This window comes from Aeromicrobium sp. HA, assembly GCF_027171405.1.
Classification (GTDB): Bacteria; Actinomycetota; Actinomycetes; order Propionibacteriales; family Nocardioidaceae; genus Aeromicrobium; species Aeromicrobium tamlense.
In genome coordinates, this window is sequence record NZ_CP114372.1 from 2247488 (window position 1) to 2270009 (window position 22522).

The window sequence follows — 22522 nt, forward strand, 5'->3', positions numbered from 1 at the left end:
CTCATGACAATGTCCGGCTCCAGGGATCGGTGCCGATCGTGGAGACGTGGGTCTTCACCGTATCGCCCAACTCCTCGCGGACGGCCGCCGCCACGGTCGGCAGCCAGGTCCACTCGGCGGCCCAGTGCGGCACGTCGACGACGGCACACGCACCGGGGCGCTCGAGGTGCTCACTGACGGGGTGGTGGCGCAGGTCGGACGTGACGTAGACGTCGGCTCCGGCGGCCTGCGCCGCGCCCAGCAGGAAGTCGCCCGAGCCGCCGCACAGGGCCACGGTCTCGACGCGCCGGTCGAGGTCGCCGGCGATGCGCGTGGCGCCCGCGTGCGCCGGGAGGCGGGCCCGGACGTGCTCCGCGAACTCGCCCAGCGTCATCGGCTGCGGCAGGCGACCGATGCGACCCGAGCCGCGCTCGCTCGGTCGCGCGGCGAGCGGCCAGAGGTCGTAGGCCGTCTCCTCGTACGGGTGGGCGTCGATCATCGCGGCACGCACCGCCTCGCGGATCCCACGGTCGGCGACGACCTCGACGCGGGTCTCCTCGACCCACTCGACCTCCCCCACCGACCCGATGGCCGGGTCGGCGCCGTCGAGGGGGCGGAACGAGCCGCGACCGGGGCTCTGGAACTGCGCCCGGTCGTAGTCGCCGAGACGACCCGCGCCCGCGTCGTGCATCGCGCCGACGACGCGAGCGGCATCGTCACGCGGCACGTAGACGACCCACTTGTCGAGTGGCGGCTCCGCGTCGCTCTCGAGCGGCCGCACGTCGGTGAGGCCGAGTGCGAGGGCCATCGACTCGCTGACGCCGCGCGGCGCGCAGTCGGCGTTCGTGTGGCACGTGTGCAGCGCGATCCCGTTCGCGATGAGCGTGTGCACGACCCGCCCCTTCGGCGTGGTCGCGGCCACCGACGTGACGCCCTTGAGGTACAGCGGATGGTGCGTGACGACGAGCTGGGCGCCCCGCTCGACCGCCTCGTCGACGACGGCCTGGACCGGGTCGACGGCGAACAGGATCGAGGAGACCTCTGCGTCGGGGTCTCCCACGACCGTGCCCACGGCGTCCCAGTCGTCGGCCCACCGGGGGTCGTAGAGGCCGTCCAGGACGGCGATGACGTCACGCAGCGATGGCATGGGGCGAGTCTGTCACGGCCGTCCGTCAGGCCTGGAAGACCTGGAAGTTCGCCGGCATGCCCGGCTCGATCTCGGTCTCGGGCTCCTTCGTGGTCCACCCGCGGTCGACCGCGCCGGGCGTCTGGGCGATGTCGCCGAACCTCATCGGGAGCCCGGCCGCCCGCAGCGGCTGCGCGCGGTCCATCAGCTGGAAGTGCAGGTGGGGCTCGGACGTGTTGCCCGAGTTGCCCACCTGTCCCAGCACGTCACCCGCGGCGACCCGGTCGCCGACGCGCACCGTCGCGGTGCCCCGCCTCACGTGCGCGTAGAGGGCGTAGGCTCCGTCGCCGTGGTCGACGACCACGCGGTTGCCGATCACCGCGCCGGGTCCGCCGAGGTCGCGCAGGCCGTCGATCACCATCATGTACGCGAAGGCGAGCCACGAGGTGCGCGACAGGTGGTCGCGGCGGCCGTCGACGACCCTCACCACGGTGCCGTCGGCGACGGCGTGGATCGGCTCGCCGAACGAGCTGAACTCCTCGGGCCTCTCGAAGCCTCCGAACACGGGGTACTCGGCCTTCGTCCCCTCGGGGCGCGGATGGATCAGGTCGACGGCATGGGACTGGCCGTAGCCCCGGACCCCGTGACTGGGCACCGACGACGCCGGACTGTGCACCACGGTCCACGTGCCGCGGACGGGACTGGCCACCTCCAGGGGCTCACGGTGGTCCTGCTTCGGTGGCCGCACGAGGCACAGCGCGAACGACACGAGCACGACCAGGCTCGACAGCCCGATGGGGACGTCGAGCAGCAGACCCGCCGCGATGCCCAGCAGGAACAGCCAGGCCCAGAGCGGGAACAGACTGCTGACGACGCGACGCCACGCTCCGGTCTCGCCCATGTCAGGCCACCGTCGCCAGCGCGAAGGGCAGCACCGCGGGCGCTCCGGCCCGCCTCAGCTCACGTGCCGCGACCGTCACCGTCCACCGGCTGTCGACGAGGTCGTCGACGAGCAGGACCGGTCCGTCCACCTCGCGCAGGCGCGCGGCCAGGTCGGCGCCGGCCGCGAACCGTCCCCACACCGACGCCAGCCGGAAGGCGCTGTTGCCACCGGTCTCCGCACGCGGGACGTGGGGGTCGAGGTCGAGCGTGCCCAGCAGCGGCATCCGCCCGAGCCGCGAGATCGTCTCGGCCGCGGACGACACGAGGGTCGGACGCGTGACGGACGGCATCGCGACGACGGCGACGGGTCGCTGCTCCCACGGCCAGTCGCGCAACGCGCGGACGGCGGCGCCGACGAGCGCCTCGGGGATCGGCTGGTCGGGCGCGCCCGCGGCGAACAGCTCGCGCAGCGCACCACCCCAGCCGAGGTCGGTGAGTCGCGCGATGACGCGACCCGTCTCGGCGCGCTCGTCGACCGCGATCCGGCCCTTGACGTCGACGCCGCGGCGGTCGGCCCCGGTGGGCCACTGGCCCCGCGGCTCGATCGGGACGCCGACCCGGTCGAGCGCCTCGGTGGCTCGCCCGACGGTGGCCTCGGGGACGTCCGTCGGGTACCAAGAGCCGGTGCACACGTCGCACCGGCCGCACCGGGTCGCGGACGGGTCGTCGAGGTCGCGCTGGAGCAGCTCCATCCGGCACGTCTCGCCGCGCTCGTACGTGAGCATCGCCTGCTGCTCGTGCTCGCGGGCCGCGGCGATCCGCTGGTAGCGCTCGGCGTCGTAGGTCCAGGGCTGTCCGGTGGCGATCCAGCCACCGCGCACCTTGCGCACGGCGCCGTCCACGTCGAGCACCTTCAGCAGCAGCTCGAGCTGGGTGCGCTTGACGTCGACGAGGGCCTCCAGCGCGGGCGTGGAGATCGGCTCGGACCCGAGCTGGCCGATGACGCGCTCGGCCCGCTCGGGGTCGGGCATCGAGGCCGTGGCGAAGTAGCGCCAGATCTCGCGGTCCTCGGTGCCCGGGAGCAGCAGCACGTCGGCGCGGTCGGTGGCGCGGCCGGCGCGGCCGACCTGCTGGTAGTACGCCACGGGCGACGACGGGGCGCCGAGGTGGACGACGAAGCCGAGGTCGGGCTTGTCGAAGCCCATCCCGAGCGCGCTGGTGGCCACGAGCGCCTTCACGCGGTTGTCCTTGAGCGCCTGCTCGAGCTCCTCGCGCTCGGACGGATCGGTGCGACCGGTGTAGGCGCGCACCTCGTAGCCGGCCTCGCGCAGGAGCCGCGCGGTGTCCTCGGCCGCGGAGACCGTGAGCGCATAGATGATCCCGCTGCCGGTGAGGTCGCCCAGGTGCGCCACGAGCCAGCCGAGCCGCTGCTTGGCGGTGGGCAGGGTGAGCGAGCCGAGCCGCAGCGAGTCGCGCGCGAGGGAGCCGCGCAGCGTGAGCACGTCGCCGCCCAGCTGCTCGGCGACGTCGGCCACCACCCGCGCGTTCGCCGTGGCCGTGGTGGCCAGCACCGGCACGTGCGAGCCGAGGGACTCGATCACGTGGGCCAACCGACGGTAGTCGGGCCGGAAGTCATGGCCCCAGTCGGAGATGCAATGCGCCTCGTCGACCACGAGCAGGCCCATCCGGTCAAGCAGCCGCGGCAGCTGCTGCTCGCGGAAGGTGGGGTTGTTCAGCCGCTCGGGCGAGACGAGCAGCACGTCGATCGTGTCGTTCGCCAGGCGCGACTCGATGTCGTCCCACTCCTCGACGGTGGCCGAGTTGATGGCCGCGGCGCGGACGCCCGCACGCTCGGCCGCGGCGACCTGGTCGCGCATCAGCGCCAGCAGCGGCGACACCAGCACCGTGGGCCCGGCGCCCCGCGCGCGCAGCAGCGCCGTGGCCACGAAGTAGACCGCCGACTTGCCCCAGCCCGTGCGCTGGACGACGAGCGCGCGACGCTGCTGGTCGACCAGCGCGGCGATCGCCTCGAGCTGGCCCTCGTGGAAGGTCGCGTCGGGGCGCCCGGTGAGGGCGCGCAGTCGTTCGAGGGCCTCATCGGCCGTGGTCGTGGCGATCGACGTCATGCACCGATCGTGTCAGGCTCCGCCGACAACGCCTCCGGACCGCTGCATCAGCGGCCCGCGGCGGCCAGCGCGACGTCCAGCCAGGACCGCAGCTGGTCGTCGGTCGCGAGCTCCTCGGACCGGACCGAGAGCCAGCCGTCGCCCATCACCCGTCCGTTCCGCATCGCGGCCGGCTCCGCGCCGGGCCGGGCGAGCGCCTCCGCCCGCGTCGCCGGGTCGACCCGCACCAGCAGGCTCCCGTCGCGACGTGCGGCCACCGTGAGCGCCTCGTCCACCATGAACGACAGTCCGCCGAACATCGTGACCTCGCGCGTCACCCGTCCCGCGAGCTGGTGACGGACCCGGCGCGCCAGCGCCTCCTGCGGCGTCTCGGTCATGGCCCGACCCTCCCACGCGGACGCACGGACGGGAATCCCCGCGACCCCGTGGGCGGCTACGGTCGGGCCGTGACCGACATGAGCCAGTGGCGTGAGGACCTCGATGGCCTCGATCCGACGCAGTGGCCGGAGTACGTGGAGGCGCGATCGGGGCTGCCCGGTCCCCGCGCGAACCTCTCCCTCGTGGGGGTCGCGGCCGAGCGAGCCGACCCCGCCGCCGTCGAGGCGCTGCTCGCCGACGGGCGCGAGTACCCGGCCATGTGCGCGGCCGCCGCCGCCGGGCGCCGGTCGTCCGACCCCTCGGTCGAGGCCACCGCCCGCGCGCTCGCCGACGACGAGCGCTGGCGCGTGCGGGAGGGCGTGGCGATCGGCCTCCAGCTGCTCGGCGACACCGACCCGGGCGCGTGGCGCTCGATCGCGTCTCGCTGGGTCGACGACCCGAGTCCGCTCGTCCAGCGCGCCGCCGTCGCCGCGATCTGCGAGCCCCGCCTGCTGCGCACGAGCGAGACCGCTGCCGCCGCCGTCGACGTCTGCGCGCGGGCGACCCGTCACCTCGCGGCACTCCCGGCAGAGGCGGCCCGCCGGGCCGACGCCCGGACCCTGCGCCAGGCGCTGGGCTACGGCTGGAGCGTGGCGGTGGCGGCCGATCCCGGTGTGGGTCTCGGCGCGTTCCTCGCCCTCGACACCGAGCTGCCGGACGTCGCGTGGATCGTCCGGGAGAACCGCCGCAAGAAGCGGCTGTCGACGCTCCTGTAGGCCCGCAGCCGCGGGGCGCCCGATCCCCGGGCGCCCCGCGACTGCGCCTCAGGTCAGCCGGAGCGTCGTGACACAGGTGGCGTCCTGGTCACCCCGCGTCGACATCGGCACGGTGCCCCTGCTGCCCTCGTGCTCGACGGTGAGCGTCCCGCGGATCCCGCGCGGCACCCACAATCCGACGAAGCCGTTGTCGAACGTCGACCGCGTCTCGCTGAGCACGACCTCGCCGTCGGCCGCCGTGAGCTCGACGCGCAGCGGCGCATTCGCGAGCTCGCCCAGGCACGTGGTGAGGCTGTGGAAGTGGCAGTCGTGCGTGTCGCGACGGTAGGGCGCGACCGACACGTAGACCTCGTCCCGCGGCATCGGCAGCTCCACCTCCCGTCGGCCGTCGCCGAGCACGACGACGTCAGGGCGCACCGAGGCGGTGAGGCCCTCCGGTCGCTCCTGCACGGGCATCGCGTCGAGGCGGTCGATCACCTCCGTCGCGGAGAGCCCGTCCAGGTCGTACCGGGCCAGAAACGCCTCCTCGGCGCCGGCGGCCTTCTCGTCGCCGCCGCCCGAGCACGCGGCGATCGCGAGGAGGCACGCGACCAGCAGGACGAGGACGCCTCGCCGCCGCGCGGTCACGACTGCTCCAGGAGGTCGTTCATCCGCTCGATCTCCAGCAGCTGGGTGGCGACGATCGAGCCCGCCAGGCCCACGGCGTCCGGGTGACGACCGTCGGCGACCTCGCTGCGCGCCATGTCGATCGCGCCCTCGTGGTGCTCGATCATCTGCTCGAGGAACAGTCGCGACGCGCGGTCGCCCTCGGCGTCCTCGAGCGCGGCCATGTCCTGCTCGTCCATCATCCCGGCGCCGTGGCCACCGCCGTGCGACGCGTCGGCCGTCGGAGCGTCCCAGTCCGCGAGCCAGCCGCGCAGCTGCTCGATCTCGGGGGCCTGGGCCTGCTCGATCTCCTCGGCCAGCGCGCGGACCTCTGGATCGATCGCGTCCTTCGCGAGGACCAGGTCGCTCATCTCGATCGCTTGCTCGTGGTGCGGGATCATCATCGTCGCGAACATCACGTCCGCCTCGTTGGCCTCCGCGTCGTCGGCCGGCGCGTCAGCCGACGAGGAGCCGTGACCCCGATGATCGGCTCCGGGCTCGCGTGCATCGTCCGAGCAGCCGCCGAGGGTCAGCGCCGCGAGGAGGGCCAGTGCCGCGGGCGCGGCAGTACGTCGTCTCATGTCTTCTCCGTGTTCGTGAGGGTGTCGGCACGCGCCGTCGTCGGCGCGGCTCGGGCGGGAGGCCCCGTGACGGGTGTCATCAGGGGCCCGACCCATCACGTTCGGCTGATGCAGAGGGCGTGGAGCGAGGGCGCGCGGGACAGGACAGGCAGCGCGATGTCGAGCCGCGCGGGCACGGTCCACGGGCGATGGAGCCACGACGGGAGCAGCCGCGGGAGCGCGAGGACCAGCAGGACGAGCAGGAGCGCCAGGACACAGGCCATGGCCATGCCCAGGTGGCCGCCGACGGCGCACTCGACGCAGCTCGTCGGGCTCTCGGCGGCCGGCACGACGGCGTCGGCCGCGAGGTGCTCCCCCACGTCGTGCGCGGCGTGCGCGACGGCGGGAGCCTGCGCGGCGGGGGTCCCGTGGAGGTTGAGCGTGTGCATGCCCAGCAGGCCGACGATCACACCCGCGACGAGCAGTCCGCCCAGCAGCACGAACCGGATGCGACCCCGGCTCCTCACCGCCTCCACGGACATGCGGCCAGTGTAGGTCGGCACGTCGGTCACGACGACCGGGGCCGAGCGGTCCGGCGACGGGGTGCGGTGGGCGAAGAGGGGCTCGAACCCCCGACCTTCCGGGTGTAAACCGGATGCTCTGACCAGCTGAGCTATTCGCCCCCTCGGCACGAGGACGTGCAGGAGAACGGTAACGCAAGCGACTCGCGTCCCGCCCCGGCACAGAAAAGCCGCGCCGCCGGGGTCTCGGGTCCCCGGCGGCGCGGTAGTTCCATCAAACCAGATCGGCATGGCCGGCGTGAGTGATTTCCACGCGTTGCGGCCTGAAAGTTTGCTGTGGGATTACCCCAGTGACGCAAGTGCCTCACGGTAAGCAGAGAGATCACGAGCCTCGCCGATTCCGTTCTCCACCTTCCAGCGCACGATCCCCTCGCGATCGATCACGTAGGTGCCCCGGGCGGCAGCGCCGGCCTTCTCCTGGAAGATGCCGTAGGCCTTCGAGACGGCGCCGTGCGGCCAGAAGTCGCTCAGCAGGCTGAACTCGTACCCGTCCTGCTCGGCGTAGGCGCGCAGGCTGAACATGTGGTCGCACGAGATCGCCAGGACCTCGGCGTCGACGTCGTTGAAGATCGCGAGGTTGTCGCGGATCTCGCACAGCTCGCCCGTGCAGATCCCGCTGAACGCGAAGGGGTAGAACAGCACGACCACGTTGCGGCCACGCAGGCTCGACAGCGTGACATCCTCGCCGTGCTGGTTCTTGAGGGTGAAGTCCGGTGCGGGCGACCCGATCTCGATGCTCACGGTCACCTCTTGTGCGTGGAGAGCTTGGTGGCGACCCAGTTCGGGCCGACGGCGGACGTCGTGGTGATCGACAGGCCCGCGATGGGGGCGGCCTCACCGATGTCGGCGCCCGAGACGTGTCCCTCGTGACCGACCTTGGGGGTCAGGAGCCAGACGAATCCGCCTTCGGCGACGTCCTGCGTCGCGTCGACGAGGGCGTCGGTCAGATCGCCGTCCTCCTCGCGCCACCACAGGATCACGCCATCGACGACCTCGCCGATGTCGCCGTCCACCAGCTCGCTGCCCGTGTGGGACTCGATGGCGGAGCGGAACTCCGCGTCGGTGTCCTCGTCCCAGCCGAGCTCCTGGATGACGGAGTCAGGTTCGAAGCCCAGCTTCCCCGCGTCCACCGCACCTCCTTCTTCCCTACTGTCCAGTAGGGCGTATCGGTTCCTTGCCGGACTCACACTAGCGAACTCCGGGTGGTTTGATGGAAGGGTCCATCCCGACACCCCAGGGAGTGCACCATGGCCTCATCCGGCCCCGACCGCCCCATCATCCACGGCGGCATGCCCACACAGCTGCCCGACGTGGACCCCGACGAGACGCAGGACTGGCTCCGCTCACTCGACCAGATGGTCGACGAGCGAGGACGCGACCGCGCCCGCTACGTCATGCTGCGCATGCTCGAGAGGTCCCGTGAGCGGGCCGTCGGCATGCCGGCGCTGCGCAGCACCGACTTCATCAACACCATCCCGCCCGAGCGCGAGCCGGAGTTCCCCGGCGACGAGGACATCGAGCGACGCATCCGCTGGAACGCCGCGGTCATGGTGTCGCGGGCGAACCGCCCCGGCCTCGGCGTGGGCGGCCACATCGCCACCTACCAGTCGGCGGCCAGCCTCTACGAGGTCGGCTTCAACCACTTCTTCCGCGGCAAGGAGCACCCCGGCGGCGGCGACCAGATCTACTACCAGGGCCACGCCGCGCCCGGCATCTACGCCCGCTCCTTCCTCGAGGGCCGCTTCGACGAGTCCGCCCTCAACAACTTCCGCCAGGAGAAGTCGCAGGGCGAGGGCAAGGGCCTGCCGTCCTACCCGCACCCGCGACTCATGAGCGACTACTGGGAGTTCCCCACCGTCTCGATGGGCCTCGCGGCGATCAACTCGATCTACCAGGCGCGCTTCAACCGCTACCTGGAGAACCGCGGCATCAAGGACACCAGCGAGCAGCACGTCTGGACGTTCCTGGGCGACGGCGAGATGGGCGAGCCCGAGTCCCTCGGCGCGATCGGCCTGGCCGCCCGCGAGCAGCTCGACAACCTCACGTTCGTCGTCAACTGCAACCTGCAGCAGCTCGACGGCCCGGTCCGCGGCAACGGCAAGGTCATCCAGGAGCTCGAGTCCTTCTTCCTGGGCGCCGGCTGGAACGTCATCAAGGTCGTGTGGGGACGCGAGTGGGACGACCTGCTCGCCCGCGACACCACGGGCGCGCTCGTCAACCAGATGAACCGCGTGCCCGACGGCGAGTTCCAGACCCTCTCGATCGAGACGGGCGCGTACAACCGCGAGCACTTCTTCGGTCCCGACCCGGAGCTGGCCAAGATCGTGGAGCACCTCTCGGACGAGGACATCGAGAAGCTCCCGCGCGGCGGTCACGACTACCGCAAGGTCTACGCCGCGTTCGAGTCGGCCCGCAAGCACAAGGGCCAGCCGACCGTGATCCTGGCCCACACCATCAAGGGCTGGCTGCTCGAGTCGTTCATGGCGCGCAACGCGACGCACCAGATGAAGAAGCTGACGAACGACGACCTGAAGACCTTCCGCGACCGGCTGCGGATCCCGATCACCGACGAGCAGATCGACTCCCCCGACGGCGCCCCGTACTACCACCCGGGCGCCGACCACGAGGACATCCGGTACATGCTCGAGCGCCGACGCGAGCTCGGCGGCTCGCTGCCGTCGCGCATCGTGCGGGCCAAGCCGCTCACGCTGCCCGAGGAGGGCGCGTACGCCGACCTGCGCAAGGGCTCGGGCAAGCAGCAGATCGCCACGACGATGGCGTTCGTGCGGCTGCTGCGCGAGTTCATGAAGGACAAGCAGATCGGCCAGCGGATCGTCCCCATCGCGCCGGACGAGTACCGCACGTTCGGCATGGACTCGATGTTCCCGTCGGCGAAGATCTACAGCCCGCACGGCCAGACCTACGAGTCTGTCGACCGCAAGCTGCTGCTGGCGTACAAGGAGAGCGAGCAGGGCCAGCTCCTGCACGAGGGCATCAGCGAGGCCGGCGCGGCCGCTTCGGCGATCGCGGCCGGCAGCGCGTACGCGACGCACGGCGAGCCGATGATCCCGGTCTACCTCTTCTACTCGATGTTCGGCTTCCAGCGCACGGGTGACTCGTTCTGGGCGATGGCCGACCAGCTCTCGCGCGGCTTCCTCGTGGGCGCCACGGCGGGTCGCACGACGCTCACCGGCGAGGGCCTGCAGCACGCCGACGGCCACTCGCCGCTCATCGCGCGTACCAACCCGGCGGTCGTCCACTACGACCCCGCGTACGCGTTCGAGATCGCGCACATCATGCGCGACGGCCTGCGCCGGATGTACGGCGACTCCGACCACGGCGGCAGCAGCTTCGGCGAGGACGTCATCTACTACCTGACGGTCTACAACGAGCCGATCAACCAGCCGGCCGAGCCCGAGGGCGTCGACGTGGAGGGCATCCTCAAGGGCGCCCACCGCTACGCCGCGTCGCCGATCGAGGGCGACGCCCCCGCGCGCATCCTCGCCTCGGGCGTCTCGGTTCCGTGGGCGCTGCAGGCCCAGGCCACGCTGGCCGAGGAGTACGGCGTCGCCGCCGAGGTCTGGTCGGTCACGTCCTGGAACGAGCTGGCCCGCGAGGCCGAGGCCGCGGAGCGGTGGAACTTCAACCACCTCGCCGAGGAGCCCCGGACGCCGTGGATCACGACGAAGCTCGGCGAGGGCGGCCCCACGATCGCCGTCAGCGACTACATGCGCGCCGTTCCCGACCAGATCTCGCGCTGGGTGCCCGGCACGTGGACCTCGCTGGGCGCCGACGGCTTCGGCTTCGCCGACACCCGCGCGGGTGCCCGCCGCTACTTCCAGATCGACGCCGAGTCGATCGTGGTGGCGGTGCTGGCATCGCTCGGACGCGAGGGTCGGATCGACGCCAAGGTCGCGCAGGAGGCGTTCGACTCGCTGCGGATCGACGATCCCACCGCCGTTGCAGGCGTGAAGCAGGAGGGCGCCGACGCCTGACCCGTTCGGCAGGACGCCTCAGGGTGCTCTCAGCGAGGGCGCCGTAGACTGGTGCGCATGCTCAGACGATGGTGGGACGTGCTGCGCGCGTGGCCGTACACCTTCGGGGTCGCTCTCGCGGCCGGAATCGGCATCACCGCGCTCGTGCTGTCGGCCCAGCTGGGCATCGCGCTGAAGGATCCCGAGGGCTTCCTCGGTCCGGCGTACGTCCGCCTGCCCGTCATGGGCCTGGCGTTCTTCGCCCTGGGCGTCGTGCCGGCCGCGATCCGTCGCGCCGGGTGGCGTCACGCCTTCCGCGGCGCTCGCGAGATCGTGCGCGACGAGTGGACTTGGGGCCGCGTCGCGCACATCGCGACCGGCCTGCTGACGTTCTACATCTGCTACGTCGCCTACCGGAACATCAAGGGCTTCCTGCCCGTCCTGCGCGAGGGCGTCAACTTCGACACGATGCTGTCGCGCTGGGACTACTGGCTGATGTTCGGCAACCACCCCGCCGACGTCATGCACAGCCTGCTGGGCACGGGCATCTCGGCACAGGTGCTGGCCACGGTCTACGTCAGCTACCTCATGCTGATCCCGATCACGCTGGCCGCGTTCCTCGTGCTGAACCGCGACTACACGCTCGGTGCCTGGTACGCCACGGCGCTCTCGCTGAACTGGGTGCTCGGCACCGCCAGCTACTACATCTTCCCCTCGCTGGGCCCGACGTACTCGAACGCGACCCTGTTCGACGACCTGCCCACCACGGGCGTCACCCAGCTGCAGGAGTCGCTGTTCATCAATGCGGCACAGAACTACGAGGATCCCACCGGCGCGCCGATCTGGGGCATCGCCGCATTCGCCTCGCTGCACGTCTCGGTGACCTTCACCGCGGTCCTGTTCTTCCAGCGCACCGACCAGCCGCGCTACCTGCAGATCACCGCCTGGGTCTACTTCGTCCTCACCGTCATCGCGACGATCTACTTCGGCTGGCACTTCATCGCCGACGACATCGCCGGCGCCTTCATCGGCTGGCTCGCGGTGGCGCTGGGCGGCTGGGCCACCGGCAACGGGTTCTGGCACCAGAGGCACCACAAGCTTCAGCTGACGGCGGAGGGCGACTCCGACCCGGCGTCCGACAGCGACACGCTGGCCAACCCGGCCTGATCGCCGCGGCGCAGCAGCGCGCGCCACTTTCCCCGGTGGTACTGCGCCGGCGCCTGGATCCGGCAGAAGTCGACCACGAGCCGGGCGAACTCCTCGGGGTGGTCCTTGTGCGGGAAGTGCCCGGAGTCCTCGAAGACGTGCACGTGGGAGTTCTCCAGCAGCGGCAGCCGCTGGGCGTGGGCCACGGGGATGACGCGGTCGTCGCGTCCCCAGACCACCAGCAGCGGCATCAGTCGGGTCAGGTAGGCGCGGTCGGCCATCGTGACGAACTGGCCGTTCATGTCGAGCACGGTGCGGGTGAGACGGCGGATCGCCAAGGTCGTGGCGGGGTCGGCGAGCCGCTCGTAGATCGCGGCCACCTCGTCGAGGTCGCGCGCCGCCGGGACGCGTGAGAGCGCTCGCAGGGCGCCGCTGGCGACCCCGCGCCACGGCTTGAGCGTGGCCAGGCGCATGCCCAGCCCGACACCCGGCAGCGTGAGGGCGCGGATCAGCGGCGTGACCTCGGGGCCCAGTCCCCCGCTGGAGACCAGGACGACCCGTTCGGTGCGCTCGGGGAACTGGTAGGCGAACTGCATCGCGACGCCGCCGCCGAAGCTGTGACCGGCGACCGTGACCTTGTCGATGCCCAGGATCGTCAGCAGGTCGCGCATGCCGTTGGCGAAGCCGCCGAGCGAGTAGTCGGCGTTGGGCTTGTCGGACTCGCCGTGGCCGAGGAGGTCGGGCGCGATGACGGTGAAGTGCTCGGCGAGCAGGTCCATCACCGGGAACCAGGTGCTGGAGTCGCAGGCCATCCCGTGCAGGAGCAGCAGCGGCGGGCCCGATCCGCGCATCCGATACGCGCGGCGGTAGCCGTGGACCACGACGTAGTCGACGTCGTCCACCGCTCCGCGCTCGGGGGGCCGCACCATTCGCTCATCGTAGGTCAGGTCGTCGCGGGATTCTCGGAGAAGCCCCGTAGACTTCCGGCTGTGACGTCTCGACCTGACCTGCGCCACCCGGCCGCGCGCGCCTTCGGCTGGCTCGCGCTCATCGGCGTGGCGCTGGGCGTCGGGATCGGCCTGTTCTCCGCCGGCGCGCTGACCGCCACGGGCGTCACCTCGGCCGACCTGCCGCCACTGGCGGCTCCCACGAGCGCGCCCACCACGGCGCCGACGCCGACCCCCACCCCGACGCCCGAGCCCGAGCCCGAGGACAAGGGCCCCCAGCCCAAGCTGACGCCCGTCCCGGGCAACCGCGCCGCCCCCGGCGAGCGCTTCGACATCGTCGGCGTGCTGCCGTCGGCCGACAAGGGCGCGCAGCTGCAGATCCAGGTCAAGGACGGCGACGGGCCGTGGGACGACTTCCCCGTCACCGTCGCGGCCACCGACGGCGGTCGCTTCGAGACGAAGATCTACACGTCGCGCACCGGCGAGCGGAAGTTCCGCGTCACCGACAAGGCGTCGGGCGACTCCACGCCCGACATCACCGTCACGATCGGCTGAGCCGGGTCAGATCACCGGGTCAGATCACCTGGTGCAGCCAGCGCACGGGAGCGCCCTCGCCCGCCTGACGGAAGGGCTCGAGCTCGGCGTCCCACTTGACGCCCAGCAGGCCGTCGAGGGCCTCGTCCATCGTGATGTCGCCCTGGGCCGCCTTGACCCGGAACGCCTTGATGCGGTCCTCGGGGATCAGCACGTCGCCGTGCAGGCCGGTCATGGCGTGGAAGATGCCCAGGCTGGGCGTGAAGGAGTAGCGGGCGCCCTCGCTGGTGGCGGTGGGCTCCTCGGTGATCTCGAAGCGGAGCAGGTCCCAGCTGCGCAGCACGGACGTGAGCGCCGCGGCGGTGCCCGACGGGGCCTGCCACGACAGCTCGGCGCGGTAGGTGCCCGGCTCGGCGGGCTGCGGGGTCCATGCGAGGTCGACCTTGCCGCCCAGCACGCCGGCCGCTGCCCACTCGATGTGGGCGCACAGAGCCGACGGTGAAGAGTGCACGAAAAGGACACCCCGCGTCATCGGGGTGCCGGTCCGGACCGTATTCACCGTGTTCATCGGTACCTCCCTAGGTGCGCCTTCCCCAGCGATCTCGGGTGATACCTGTCCCCATTGTGACCCATCCCCAGCACTTCCGACAAGCGTTGCCCCGACGAGCGCCTCACGACGCCCCATCCGCGACCTGTCGGACGTCGGGGACTCCCGCGGAGCGCAGCAGGTCGACGATCTCACGGTCGTCCTCCCACGCCTCCACCACGGTCAGCCCGTCCGAGGCGATGTCTCGTAGCAGCTCGGTCTTGACCACGGTGGCGGGCCGGTAGTCGGCGGCCAGGCGCATGTAGAGGCCGTCCTGGGCGATGCCGTGCCGGTCGAGCCAGTCGAGCGTCAGGTCCCGCCACAGGAACTCCCGGCCCGTCCACAGGACGATCGCCAGACCTCTGCCCCGCGCCTCGTCCAGCGCGGCGTGCACGTCGGCGCGGGTGGGCGCGTCGGCCGACGCCGCGTGGAAGGCGCGGTAGTCGGCGTCGGGCCCGGTCACGAGGTGCTCGATCTGCGAGGTGTCGCACAGCGTGCCGTCGAGATCGAACAGGGCGGCCTCACGGGTCATGGGGCCATCCTGTCAGCGGCGGTCAGCGCACCGGAGCCGCCGCACGGGGTCGCCCCGGATTCTCCGTCGGTCGCCGGACGCCCTGCCGCAGGCGGCGGGCACGGGCGCGGAGGTCGACCCAGGTCGAGTCGCGGACGAAGAGCAGGTCCAGCCCGATCATCGCCAACGAGAAGGGCCACAGCCCGATCAGTGTGGCGACGCCGAGGTGCATCAGGACCAGCGTGACGAGCACGACGATGCGGGTCGGCCGCCACAGGACGGCGAGTGGGAACAGCGTCTGCGCCCACAGTGCCACGAACGTGGCCAGTCCGATCGCCAGGGACGACTGCCACAGCAGCTCGTTCGCGATCGGCTGCACGGCGAAGGCGTCCAGGCGCAGGGCGTAGAAGAGGGCCGTCCCGTCGAGCCACTCCCCTCCCGACAGCTTCCAGAAGCCCGACACGACGTACACGACGAGGATCTGGAACCAGCAGAGCACGAGGCCGACGTTGTGGGCGGCGTTCGCGACGTGGGCCGGCACCCGGCGTCGCCGCGCGCGGCCACGCCGCAGCAGCGCGTCGACCGAGAGGTGGGCGTCGAGATTCGCGAACAGCATGAACAGCAGGGCGAGCCGGATGAGCGTGTCCCCGCCGTTGAGCACGTAGGGGTTGTTCGCCTGCAGCGACACCAGCAGCACCAGCATGACCGGGAGGACGATCCGCGTCCGCAGGCCGATCGTGAAGAGCACCGCCAGGACGACGAGGCCGAAGAAGGCGACCTCGAACAGCAACGGCGAGTCCTTCGGCACCAGGACGTCGAACGTGGCGAAGCCCCGCCGTCTGGCCTCGGGGTCCACCCAGAAGGAGGCGTCGCCCCACAGCAGCTCGCGATCCCGGGCGCTGGGCACGAGAGTCAGCAGGATCGCGACGCCGAGCAGGATCCGCAGGAGCGCGAAGCTCCGCAGGTGGTGCTGGGCCGAGGTCAGCCAGGTCAGCAGGCCGTCGACGCGGGACTGCAGGGTCGTCATGCGGCCTCCTGGAAGACCCAGCCGGCACCGTGCCGCCGAATCAGGTCGCGGTACGCCTCGACGACGCGGGGCTCGACGCTCACGTTCGCCCGGCGCCAGCCGAACGTGGTGGTCGCGGTGCGGAACTGCTGCCGCTCCACGAACCGGTTGGCGAAGTCGTTCGGACGCTGTCGCACCACGCGCCACTGGACGTGCTCGATGGGCCGCCCGAATCCCGCCGTGGCGTACATCGTGGCGTTCCGCATCATCATGTAGTCCATCCGCAGGAAGCGGATGACGTCCGGGTCGCCTGCCCCGAGCCGATCGATGAGCTCAGCGTCGGGCACGGCGCGGGACCCGGCCCCGTCGCCCTCGACGAAGGAGTCCCGGGCGGTCTCGCGCTGGACCTCGTCCAGGGCCTGGTAGCGCTGCAGATACGTGCTGGAGGCGTTCCAGCTGCTCTTCGCGATGCGCGACGGCACCACGTGGCCCGTGACGGCCCGCAGCTCGATGTCGGTGACCGACACCCAGTCCGAGCGCACGAGGTCCCCGGAGTCGTCGCGCCACTGGGCGCGGATCTCGAGGGTGCGGTTGGTCTTGAGGATGTCCGGCGCGAACACGCGCCAGTTCTGGCCGAAGTACGGCAGGACGAGGGACCGCACCTGCTCGCGCAGGGGCGTGCCCTCGGGCGCCACGACCAGGGCGGTCGTCAGCATGACCACCGCAGCGACGATCAGCGCCACGATCCCGGTCCGCCGGACCGGGTCGGCTGCCTTGGCTGACTTCACGAGGGCTCCTGGAGGCGGGGTGTGCGAGGTGAGTGGACGGGCCGGGAGCGCCTGGGAAACGCTCCCGACCCGTCACCACGGGTGGCCGATCAGGCCTTTCCGCGTCGGCGCGACAGCACCATCGCGGTGACACCCAGCGCGACGAGGATGATCGCGCCTGCCACGGAGAGCAGCGAGGAAGTACTGCCCGTGGCCGCCAGGGTGCCCGTGCCGTCGACGCCGCTGCCGCCTGCGCCGTCGAGCGCGTCGGTGCTGTCGACGTCGTTCTCGAGCGCGTCGGCGCCCAGGGCGTCGTCCGCGTCTGCTCCGGCGTCCGTCGCGTCGGCGTCCGTGGCATCCGCGTCGGCGCTCACGTCGGCGTCGGCCCCGGCATCGGTCGCGTCCGTCGCCCCGGCGTCGGTCGCGTCCGTCGCGCCGGCGTCGGTCGCGTCAGTGGCGTCGGTCGCATCCGTCGCATCGGTCGCATCCGTCGCGTCGGTCGCGTCAGTGGCGTCGGTCGCATCCGTCGCATCCGTCGCATCGGTCGCGTCCGTCGCGTCCGTCGCGTCAGTGGCGTCGGTCGCATCGGTGGCGTCCGTGGCATCCGTCGCGTCGGTCGCGTCCGTGGCATCCGTCGCGTCCGTGGCATCCGTCGCGTCCGTGGCATCCGTCGCATCCGTCGCGTCCGTGGCATCCGTCGCGTCCGTGGCATCCGTCGCGTCGGTGGCATCCGTCGCGTCGGTGGCGTCCGTCGCGTCGGTGGCGTCCGTCGCGTCCGCGTCCACCGCGTCCGCGTCCACGGCATCGACCGCGTCCGCATCGGCATCGGCGTCGACCTCGTCGAGCGCCCGCACGGAGGCCGAGCCGAGCTCGATGTCCACGTCGGCGATCTCCGGGAGCACGCTGATCGACAGGGCGCGGACCGTGAAGCTGCCGGCACCGAGGTCGCCGGTGCCGCTGAACGGCGCGGCCGTCGGCTGCGCATTGATCCGCGCGTCGACGACCTGCTCCAGCAGCGGCTCGAGCGCGTCGTCGAGCAGCTCGGTGACGAGCGGCTCGAGCGCCGTGGTCACGGTCGGCTGGACGTCGGCGAGGACCTCGTCGACGGCCGGCTCCAGCGGGGCACCGAGGTCGCCGACCAGTCCGGTCAGCGCGGTGGTGACCGGCGTCAGGATCCCACCGAGGTCGATGCCCAAGAGCTCGAGGCCGCTGACGTCGACCGTCGGCTCGGCGGCGCCGGCCTCACCGAGGAACCCACCGAGGGTGCCGTTGATCGAGACGGGCGCGGTGACGCCCAGCGGCGCCGTGACATCGATGGCGACGTCGAGCTCGGCGTCGTAGACGCCGTCCGTCACCACGTCGACGACCTTGGAGACGAGCGAGTCCGCACCGGGGCCCACGAGGGCGTCGGTGACACCGTCGAGCACCGCGTTCACGACCGGACCGCTGAGGACCTCGGTGTTCGCGGGCAGCTCGTTGAGGTCCTCGACGCCGGCGGCGTCGATGACGAGCTGCGCGAGGTCCACCGTGATGGTGCCGTCGGCCAGGTTGACCGAGACGGAGCCCTCCGCGTTGGACAGCGGCTCGCTCAGCAGCTCGGTGCGCACGGAGTCGACCACGGACTGCGTGTCGATCGAGACCGCGTCGAGCTCGGCGGAGACGAGCGGCAGGGCGTCGATGGTCTCCACGACGTCGCCGACGGCAGTCTCGACCGCTCCTCCGGTGCCGAGCAGGTCCACGAGCGGCTGCAGCGTCGCGCCCACCGCGGTGTCCACGTCGGTGGTCAGCGCCGCGACGAGCGGGCTGTCCACGTTGAGCTCGAGGTCCGAGACGGCGTACTCGCTCGTCACGGTCGGGCCGTCCTTCGCGGCGCGGGCGCCGAGGGCGCCGATCTCGAGAGAGGCGCCGCTGACGAGCTCCTCGACGGCTTCCGCCCCGATGACCTGGCCCAGCAGCCGCGTGACGTCCAGCTGGGCCGGCTCGAAGTCGCCGCCGGCCGCGGTGTCCACGTTCAGCGAGCCGTCCTCGTTGATGAGGCCCGAGGAGGCGACGGCCTCGGTCGGGCTGGGCGCCGCCGACCGGCTCGAGATCGTGCCGAGGTCGCCGAGGTAGAGCAGGCCGTCCCCGCCCTCGGTCGGCGTGATGAGCGGCAGGCTCACGGTGCCGAGGTTCACGTCGACGAGGCCCTCGAGCACCGTGGCGTCGAGGTCGTCGGTGGTGGGCCCCGGGGCGGTGGCGCTGCTCGCGATCGAGCGCGCAGCCCCAGCGACGTCGAGGCCGAGACCCTCCACGAAGAGGCCGTGGCCATGGGCTGCCGCGTCGCCGGCCACGACGACGTCGTCGGCCAGGGCCGAGCTGAGGAGTGCCGTGGGCGCGATGACCACGGCGGCCGCCGTGCCGATCGCGACGGCGCGGGCACGGGTCAGAAGGCCGCGAGACCTTCGGCTGTGTTCGTTCAAGGTTCCCTCGATTCGCTGCGTCGCCGCACGGAGGCTCCGTGCGGGCCGGTGATGCGTGGAGGCGCCTTCCACCTCCCCCGATTTCTTGGACGTTAGGACCAGTTCCGGTGGGGAGCCACGCAGCTGCGTAGTACCGGGTGTGACGTGCGTTACTACTGAGGTTTGATGGGTACGTACGCAGAGACGTGGCGTGGTCGAGCTCCGTAGCACGGGCGATCCGCGCCGCGAATCTAGAATTCGGCATCGGGGTCCGAGGCCTCTCGGACTCTCTCGGGGACAGCGGAAACGGCGTGATGACAGCGAAAACGGACGGTGTGGAGGACCTGCGGGACCTCGCTCTCTCGATCGTCGACGGTGTGCGTGCAGGCTCCAGCGCCCTCGTCACGGGACCCAGCGGCACCGGCAAGTCCAGCCTGCTGCGGACCGTGCAGGACCGGCTCGACGCCGCGGGCGTCGCGGCCCACGCGCTGCGGGCGGATGCCTGGGCGCCCGACCACGACGAGGCGGACGACGCCACGGCCGTCCTGCTCGTCGACGACCTCGAGAGCGCACCGGAGGACCTGCTGAGCCGACTGTCGGCCCACACCGAGCACGGCGGCCGCGTCGTCGCGATGTTCGAGACCGGACGGCATCCCCGCGCGTACTCCACCCGCGCCCTGCGCACCGTGTACGGATCGCACCCGCTGGGTCACAACGCCACCACGGTCCACCGCACGCACCTGACACCCCTCGACGACGAGACCATGGCGCGCTTCCTGCACGCCCACGCCGGCGAGGAGCCGCTCGACTCGCACACGCTGCGCGCCATCACCACCCTCGCCCTCGGGCGTCGGGCCTGGGCGATGGACCTGCTGAGCCTCGCGCGGGCGGAGCAGATCCAGGCCGACCCCTTTCCCTCCATCAACCCGCTGCTCGCTCCCGGTGACGCCCCGCTCCCGGCCCTGCAGAGCCTGCGCGCCTCGCTCGCGACGGTCTCCCCCGAGTGCGCCGCCGCCGCCGTGGCGCTGTCGGGCATCGAGCCGCTCGACGAGCTCGGCCTCGGCGCGCTCGTCGACCCGGCGATCGTCGAGACCCTCACCGTCGCCGGGGTCCTCGTGCCGACCGGAGGGTCCCAGCAGCTGGAGGTCCCCGCCTTCGTCGCCATCGCACTGCGCCAGCGGTCCTCGTTCGACCAGGTGGAGCGGTGCCGGCGCGAGATCGCGACGGGCCTGCTGGGGCAGGAGCTCGTCGGCGTCCCCCTGTCCGAGCGCGACACCCTCTACTGCGTCCGCGCGCTTGCGCCGGACGAGGTACTCGACGCGGACCTCTCCGAGGCTCTTCGTCGACTCGTCGTCCGTGCCGTCACCCGTCTGACCACCTTCGGCGAGGCAGCCCAGGTGCGCGCGGCCGTGCTGAGGCTGGCGGCGCACCGGCTCGAGCTGCCGCCGCTGGCGAGAGCGCGCGCCCTCGCCGCGCTCGGCAACGCGAACGAGGCCGTCCGTGTGGTCGACGCCATCACGGACGACGACCCGGACGTCCGTCTCGCCACCCGTTTCGCCCGCAGCGTCCTGCTCGCCGAGACCGCCGAGGCACCGATGCCCGGTGGCACGGACGACGTCCGCGACCAGGACGCCGCGACCGAGCTCGTCCTGCAGTGGTGGAGTCGGACCGAGCCGCTGGGCGACGCCACGCCCCTCGTGCGGGCCGTCGCGGCCCAGCATCCCGACCCGGGTGTCGCCGCGCTGGCCGCCCTCCTGGTGGACCTCGATGCCGTCTGGGCGGGGCTCGTGCCGCCTCACACCTCGACGCTGCACGCGCCGAATCCGCTGCCCGCGGCGACGATGCCGACCTCGCCGGTCCTGAGCGACGTCACGGGCACGATCCTCGTCGCCCAGGCACTCGTGCTGCTGCTGATCGGCGAGGCCTCGGCGCGCCGAGAGCCACTCCTGGAGCTGGCCGCCCGGCTCCCCGACCAAGACCACCACGAGCGGTGGCTGCGCCACGTCGTCGCGTCCAGCACGGCCGCGACGTTCGGCGAGATGGGCCGGGGACTGCGCGAGTGGCAGCTGTTCGCGGGCTCGGTCCCGCGGCTCGTCCCCGCGCGCCTGCGTCACTACGTCGAGCGGGTCGGCGCGGCGCTGGACGCGGTGTCGGACCCCACGCGCGAGCCCGACGACCTCGAGCGGCTGTCCTCGGAGTACCCGTACCGGATCCTGCTGTACTTCGCCGGCCTGCACGGTCCCCTCCAGGCACTGCGCACGGGACTGGAGCCGAAGGCCGGCGCACTGCCGCTCATCCGCCTGGCGCGCGCCCACCTCGACGCCACGCACGAGCGCAACCCCGCCCAGCTCACGCGGATCGCGGGGATCTTCCGGGAGTACGACATGTGGCTTCCGAGCGCCTACGCGTTCGGCGACGCTCGTCGGATCTACGTGGGTCGGCGCGCCGTGGGCAAGGCGCAGGCCTGCGACGCCGAGCTCGCGTCCGTCCGCGACGAGATCCACCGGAACGCGCCGTGGCTCTCGGCGGACTCCGCCGTCTCGGACCTGCCGGAGACGCTGACCCCACGCGAGCTCGAGGCCGCCCGGCTGGCCGCCCGCGGCCTGCGCAACCGCGACATCGCCGAGGTGCTCGAGTGCGGTGTGCGCACCGTGGAGTCGCACCTCGCGCAGGCTCGCGCCAAGCTCGGCGCGGGCAGTCGCGAGGACCTCGCGCGCCTGCTGCCGCCCGACGAGGACGACTGACCCGCGGCGGCGACGCCACCTGGTGGGGAGGGTGGGGCTCGAACCCACGACCCAAGGATTATGAGTCCTCTGCTCTGACCGGCTGAGCTACCTCCCCCGTCGCGCACGACCCTACAAGTCCGGCTCGTCGGAGCATGAAGAAGGCCCGGTCCTCACTGCGATCGCAGTGAGAACCGGGCCTGTCCCGCTCCCCCGATTGGACTCGAACCAATAACCCTTCGATTAACAGTCGAATGCTCTGCCAATTGAGCTACGGGGGATCGGCTCCTCAAGAGGAGCACGGCGACCAACTCTAGCAAGTCGGCTCCGAAGATGCGAAAGGGCCCTCCCCTCCCGATCGCGCACCTGCCAGCGGGTGAGCCCGAGGTGCTCGGCGACCTCGTCGATCGTCAACCCGACGCCGTCCTCGCACAGCAGGCCGTACCGTAGTCCGACCACCGCGGCGAGGTGCTCGGGCAGGCCGACGAGGAGGTCGTCGCCGGACACGGGCGTCTCGGCGAGCTCGACGACGGGGGCCTCTCGGGGCGGGGCCATCGCTCGGGCGATCCACTGCCAGGCGAACGTCGACAGGCGGGTCCCCCGCTCGGGATCGAACCGGTCGACGGCGAGGATCAGGCCCTCGGCCCCGGCCGCGACGGCCTCGTCGAGGCGCTCGCCGCGGTGACCGAGCCGCAGCGCGTGCAGGGCGACGTTGCGCAGGCCGGCGCAGATGAGCTCCTCGCGTGCCTCACGGTCGCCGGCGACCGCGGCGCGCGCGAGGATCCGTTCGGCGTCCGCGGGGATCGGGACCTGGGCGAGGGCGTGGATGACGAAGGGCGACACCACCCCAACCTCGCG

General features: G+C 72.0%; 21 protein-coding genes and 3 tRNA genes. 5 read left to right on the top strand and 19 right to left on the bottom strand.

Going from position 1 to position 22522, the window contains the following annotated elements; all coding sequences use genetic code 11:
• Window position 1: 1 nt before the first annotated feature.
• Genes O3S82_RS11065 through O3S82_RS11080 form a run of 4 tightly spaced genes read right to left on the bottom strand, consistent with a single transcriptional unit; the run spans window position 2 to window position 4490 of the window.
• Window positions 2-1126, bottom strand: coding sequence for a Nif3-like dinuclear metal center hexameric protein (locus O3S82_RS11065; RefSeq protein WP_269302836.1), 1125 nt, complete (start codon window positions 1124-1126; stop codon window positions 2-4).
• A gap of 25 nt (window positions 1127-1151) precedes the next feature.
• Entirely contained in the window at window positions 1152-2006 is an 855-nt protein-coding gene (locus O3S82_RS11070) for a M23 family metallopeptidase (RefSeq protein ID WP_269302837.1), read from the bottom strand.
• Between the two features lies 1 nt (window position 2007).
• Entirely contained in the window at window positions 2008-4113 is a 2106-nt protein-coding gene (locus tag O3S82_RS11075) for a RecQ family ATP-dependent DNA helicase (protein WP_269302839.1), read from the bottom strand.
• Window positions 4114-4160: 47 nt separating this feature from the next.
• Window positions 4161-4490 (bottom strand): TfoX/Sxy family protein, encoded by a 330-nt coding sequence (locus tag O3S82_RS11080; RefSeq protein WP_269302841.1) that lies wholly within the window; start codon window positions 4488-4490, stop codon window positions 4161-4163.
• A gap of 78 nt (window positions 4491-4568) precedes the next feature.
• Between O3S82_RS11080 and O3S82_RS11085 the strand changes: the two genes are divergently transcribed.
• Window positions 4569-5246: a HEAT repeat domain-containing protein gene (locus tag O3S82_RS11085; protein ID WP_269307058.1), complete on the top strand. Its 678-nt coding sequence runs from the start codon at window positions 4569-4571 to the stop codon at window positions 5244-5246.
• 48 nt (window positions 5247-5294) lie between these two features.
• On the opposite strand, the gene O3S82_RS11090 is transcribed toward O3S82_RS11085, so the two are convergent.
• From O3S82_RS11090 to O3S82_RS11115, 6 genes are all read right to left on the bottom strand, one after another.
• On the bottom strand, window positions 5295-5873 hold the full coding sequence (locus O3S82_RS11090; protein WP_269302844.1) for a CueP family metal-binding protein: 579 nt from the start codon (window positions 5871-5873) through the stop codon (window positions 5295-5297).
• Window positions 5870-6472 (bottom strand): DUF305 domain-containing protein, encoded by a 603-nt coding sequence (locus O3S82_RS11095; protein ID WP_269302846.1) that lies wholly within the window; start codon window positions 6470-6472, stop codon window positions 5870-5872. Before O3S82_RS11095 ends, O3S82_RS11090 begins: the two co-directional genes overlap by 4 nt.
• A gap of 95 nt (window positions 6473-6567) precedes the next feature.
• Window positions 6568-6993, bottom strand: a complete 426-nt coding sequence (locus O3S82_RS11100) for a DUF6153 family protein (protein ID WP_269302848.1) — start codon at window positions 6991-6993, stop codon at window positions 6568-6570.
• A 67-nt stretch (window positions 6994-7060) separates the two neighbouring features.
• A tRNA-Val gene (locus tag O3S82_RS11105) sits at window positions 7061-7134 on the bottom strand.
• Between the two features lie 180 nt (window positions 7135-7314).
• Window positions 7315-7773, bottom strand: coding sequence for a peroxiredoxin (locus O3S82_RS11110; protein ID WP_269302850.1), 459 nt, complete (start codon window positions 7771-7773; stop codon window positions 7315-7317).
• Between the two features lie 2 nt (window positions 7774-7775).
• Window positions 7776-8162, bottom strand: a complete 387-nt coding sequence (locus O3S82_RS11115) for a DUF3052 domain-containing protein (protein ID WP_179423914.1) — start codon at window positions 8160-8162, stop codon at window positions 7776-7778.
• A 117-nt stretch (window positions 8163-8279) separates the two neighbouring features.
• On the opposite strand from O3S82_RS11115, the gene aceE reads away from it, so the two are divergent.
• Window positions 8280-11027, top strand: coding sequence for a pyruvate dehydrogenase (acetyl-transferring), homodimeric type (aceE, locus tag O3S82_RS11120; RefSeq protein WP_269302852.1), 2748 nt, complete (start codon window positions 8280-8282; stop codon window positions 11025-11027).
• A 57-nt stretch (window positions 11028-11084) separates the two neighbouring features.
• Window positions 11085-12173: a phosphatase PAP2 family protein gene (locus O3S82_RS11125; protein WP_223302965.1), complete on the top strand. Its 1089-nt coding sequence runs from the start codon at window positions 11085-11087 to the stop codon at window positions 12171-12173.
• On the opposite strand, the gene O3S82_RS11130 is transcribed toward O3S82_RS11125, so the two are convergent.
• Window positions 12107-13081, bottom strand: a complete 975-nt coding sequence (locus O3S82_RS11130; RefSeq protein ID WP_179423910.1) for an alpha/beta fold hydrolase — start codon at window positions 13079-13081, stop codon at window positions 12107-12109. The genes O3S82_RS11125 and O3S82_RS11130 overlap by 67 nt on opposite strands.
• A gap of 60 nt (window positions 13082-13141) precedes the next feature.
• On the opposite strand from O3S82_RS11130, the gene O3S82_RS11135 reads away from it, so the two are divergent.
• Window positions 13142-13654 (top strand): hypothetical protein, encoded by a 513-nt coding sequence (locus O3S82_RS11135; RefSeq protein ID WP_179423908.1) that lies wholly within the window; start codon window positions 13142-13144, stop codon window positions 13652-13654.
• A 19-nt stretch (window positions 13655-13673) separates the two neighbouring features.
• Here the strand turns inward: O3S82_RS11135 and O3S82_RS11140 are convergent, their stop codons facing one another.
• The 5 genes from O3S82_RS11140 to O3S82_RS11160 form a co-directional block, all read right to left on the bottom strand.
• Entirely contained in the window at window positions 13674-14144 is a 471-nt protein-coding gene (locus O3S82_RS11140; RefSeq protein WP_442864639.1) for a DUF3145 domain-containing protein, read from the bottom strand.
• A gap of 160 nt (window positions 14145-14304) precedes the next feature.
• Window positions 14305-14751, bottom strand: coding sequence for a phosphatase domain-containing protein (locus O3S82_RS11145; protein ID WP_269302857.1), 447 nt, complete (start codon window positions 14749-14751; stop codon window positions 14305-14307).
• A 22-nt stretch (window positions 14752-14773) separates the two neighbouring features.
• On the bottom strand, window positions 14774-15757 hold the full coding sequence (locus O3S82_RS11150) for an HTTM domain-containing protein (protein WP_269302859.1): 984 nt from the start codon (window positions 15755-15757) through the stop codon (window positions 14774-14776).
• Window positions 15754-16524, bottom strand: a complete 771-nt coding sequence (locus O3S82_RS11155) for a DUF5819 family protein (RefSeq protein WP_269302861.1) — start codon at window positions 16522-16524, stop codon at window positions 15754-15756. The genes O3S82_RS11150 and O3S82_RS11155 overlap by 4 nt, the downstream gene beginning before the upstream one ends.
• An 89-nt stretch (window positions 16525-16613) precedes the next feature.
• Window positions 16614-18962 (bottom strand): choice-of-anchor G family protein, encoded by a 2349-nt coding sequence (locus O3S82_RS11160; protein WP_269302863.1) that lies wholly within the window; start codon window positions 18960-18962, stop codon window positions 16614-16616.
• Window positions 18963-19276: 314 nt separating this feature from the next.
• On the opposite strand from O3S82_RS11160, the gene O3S82_RS11165 reads away from it, so the two are divergent.
• On the top strand, window positions 19277-21685 hold the full coding sequence (locus O3S82_RS11165; protein ID WP_269302865.1) for a helix-turn-helix transcriptional regulator: 2409 nt from the start codon (window positions 19277-19279) through the stop codon (window positions 21683-21685).
• A 20-nt stretch (window positions 21686-21705) separates the two neighbouring features.
• Here O3S82_RS11165 and O3S82_RS11170 read toward each other — a convergent pair.
• The 3 genes from O3S82_RS11170 to O3S82_RS17370 form a co-directional block, all read right to left on the bottom strand.
• Window positions 21706-21782 (bottom strand) — tRNA-Met (locus O3S82_RS11170).
• A 90-nt stretch (window positions 21783-21872) separates the two neighbouring features.
• Window positions 21873-21945, bottom strand: a tRNA-Asn gene (locus O3S82_RS11175).
• Window positions 21908-22510: a sigma factor-like helix-turn-helix DNA-binding protein gene (locus O3S82_RS17370; RefSeq protein WP_396336567.1), complete on the bottom strand. Its 603-nt coding sequence runs from the start codon at window positions 22508-22510 to the stop codon at window positions 21908-21910. Before O3S82_RS17370 ends, O3S82_RS11175 begins: the two co-directional genes overlap by 38 nt.
• Window positions 22511-22522: the final 12 nt, after the last annotated feature.

What these genes read in the sequence shown, in the direction of transcription:
- O3S82_RS11100 (WP_269302848.1), bottom strand. Translation starts at nt 6,993, where the DNA reads ATGTCCGTGGAGGCGGTGAGGAGCCGGGGTCGCATCCGGTTCGTGCTG.
- O3S82_RS11150 (WP_269302859.1), bottom strand. Translation starts at nt 15,757, where the DNA reads ATGACGACCCTGCAGTCCCGCGTCGACGGCCTGCTGACCTGGCTGACC.
- O3S82_RS11145 (WP_269302857.1), bottom strand. Translation starts at nt 14,751, where the DNA reads ATGACCCGTGAGGCCGCCCTGTTCGATCTCGACGGCACGCTGTGCGAC.
- O3S82_RS11130 (WP_179423910.1), bottom strand. Translation starts at nt 13,081, where the DNA reads ATGGTGCGGCCCCCCGAGCGCGGAGCGGTGGACGACGTCGACTACGTC.
- O3S82_RS11095 (WP_269302846.1), bottom strand. Translation starts at nt 6,472, where the DNA reads ATGAGACGACGTACTGCCGCGCCCGCGGCACTGGCCCTCCTCGCGGCG.
- O3S82_RS11075 (WP_269302839.1), bottom strand. Translation starts at nt 4,113, where the DNA reads ATGACGTCGATCGCCACGACCACGGCCGATGAGGCCCTCGAACGACTG.
- O3S82_RS11085 (WP_269307058.1), top strand. Translation starts at nt 4,569, where the DNA reads ATGAGCCAGTGGCGTGAGGACCTCGATGGCCTCGATCCGACGCAGTGG.
- O3S82_RS11125 (WP_223302965.1), top strand. Translation starts at nt 11,085, where the DNA reads ATGCTCAGACGATGGTGGGACGTGCTGCGCGCGTGGCCGTACACCTTC.
- O3S82_RS11080 (WP_269302841.1), bottom strand. Translation starts at nt 4,490, where the DNA reads ATGACCGAGACGCCGCAGGAGGCGCTGGCGCGCCGGGTCCGTCACCAG.
- O3S82_RS11070 (WP_269302837.1), bottom strand. Translation starts at nt 2,006, where the DNA reads ATGGGCGAGACCGGAGCGTGGCGTCGCGTCGTCAGCAGTCTGTTCCCG.
- aceE (WP_269302852.1), top strand. Translation starts at nt 8,280, where the DNA reads ATGGCCTCATCCGGCCCCGACCGCCCCATCATCCACGGCGGCATGCCC.
- O3S82_RS11065 (WP_269302836.1), bottom strand. Translation starts at nt 1,126, where the DNA reads ATGCCATCGCTGCGTGACGTCATCGCCGTCCTGGACGGCCTCTACGAC.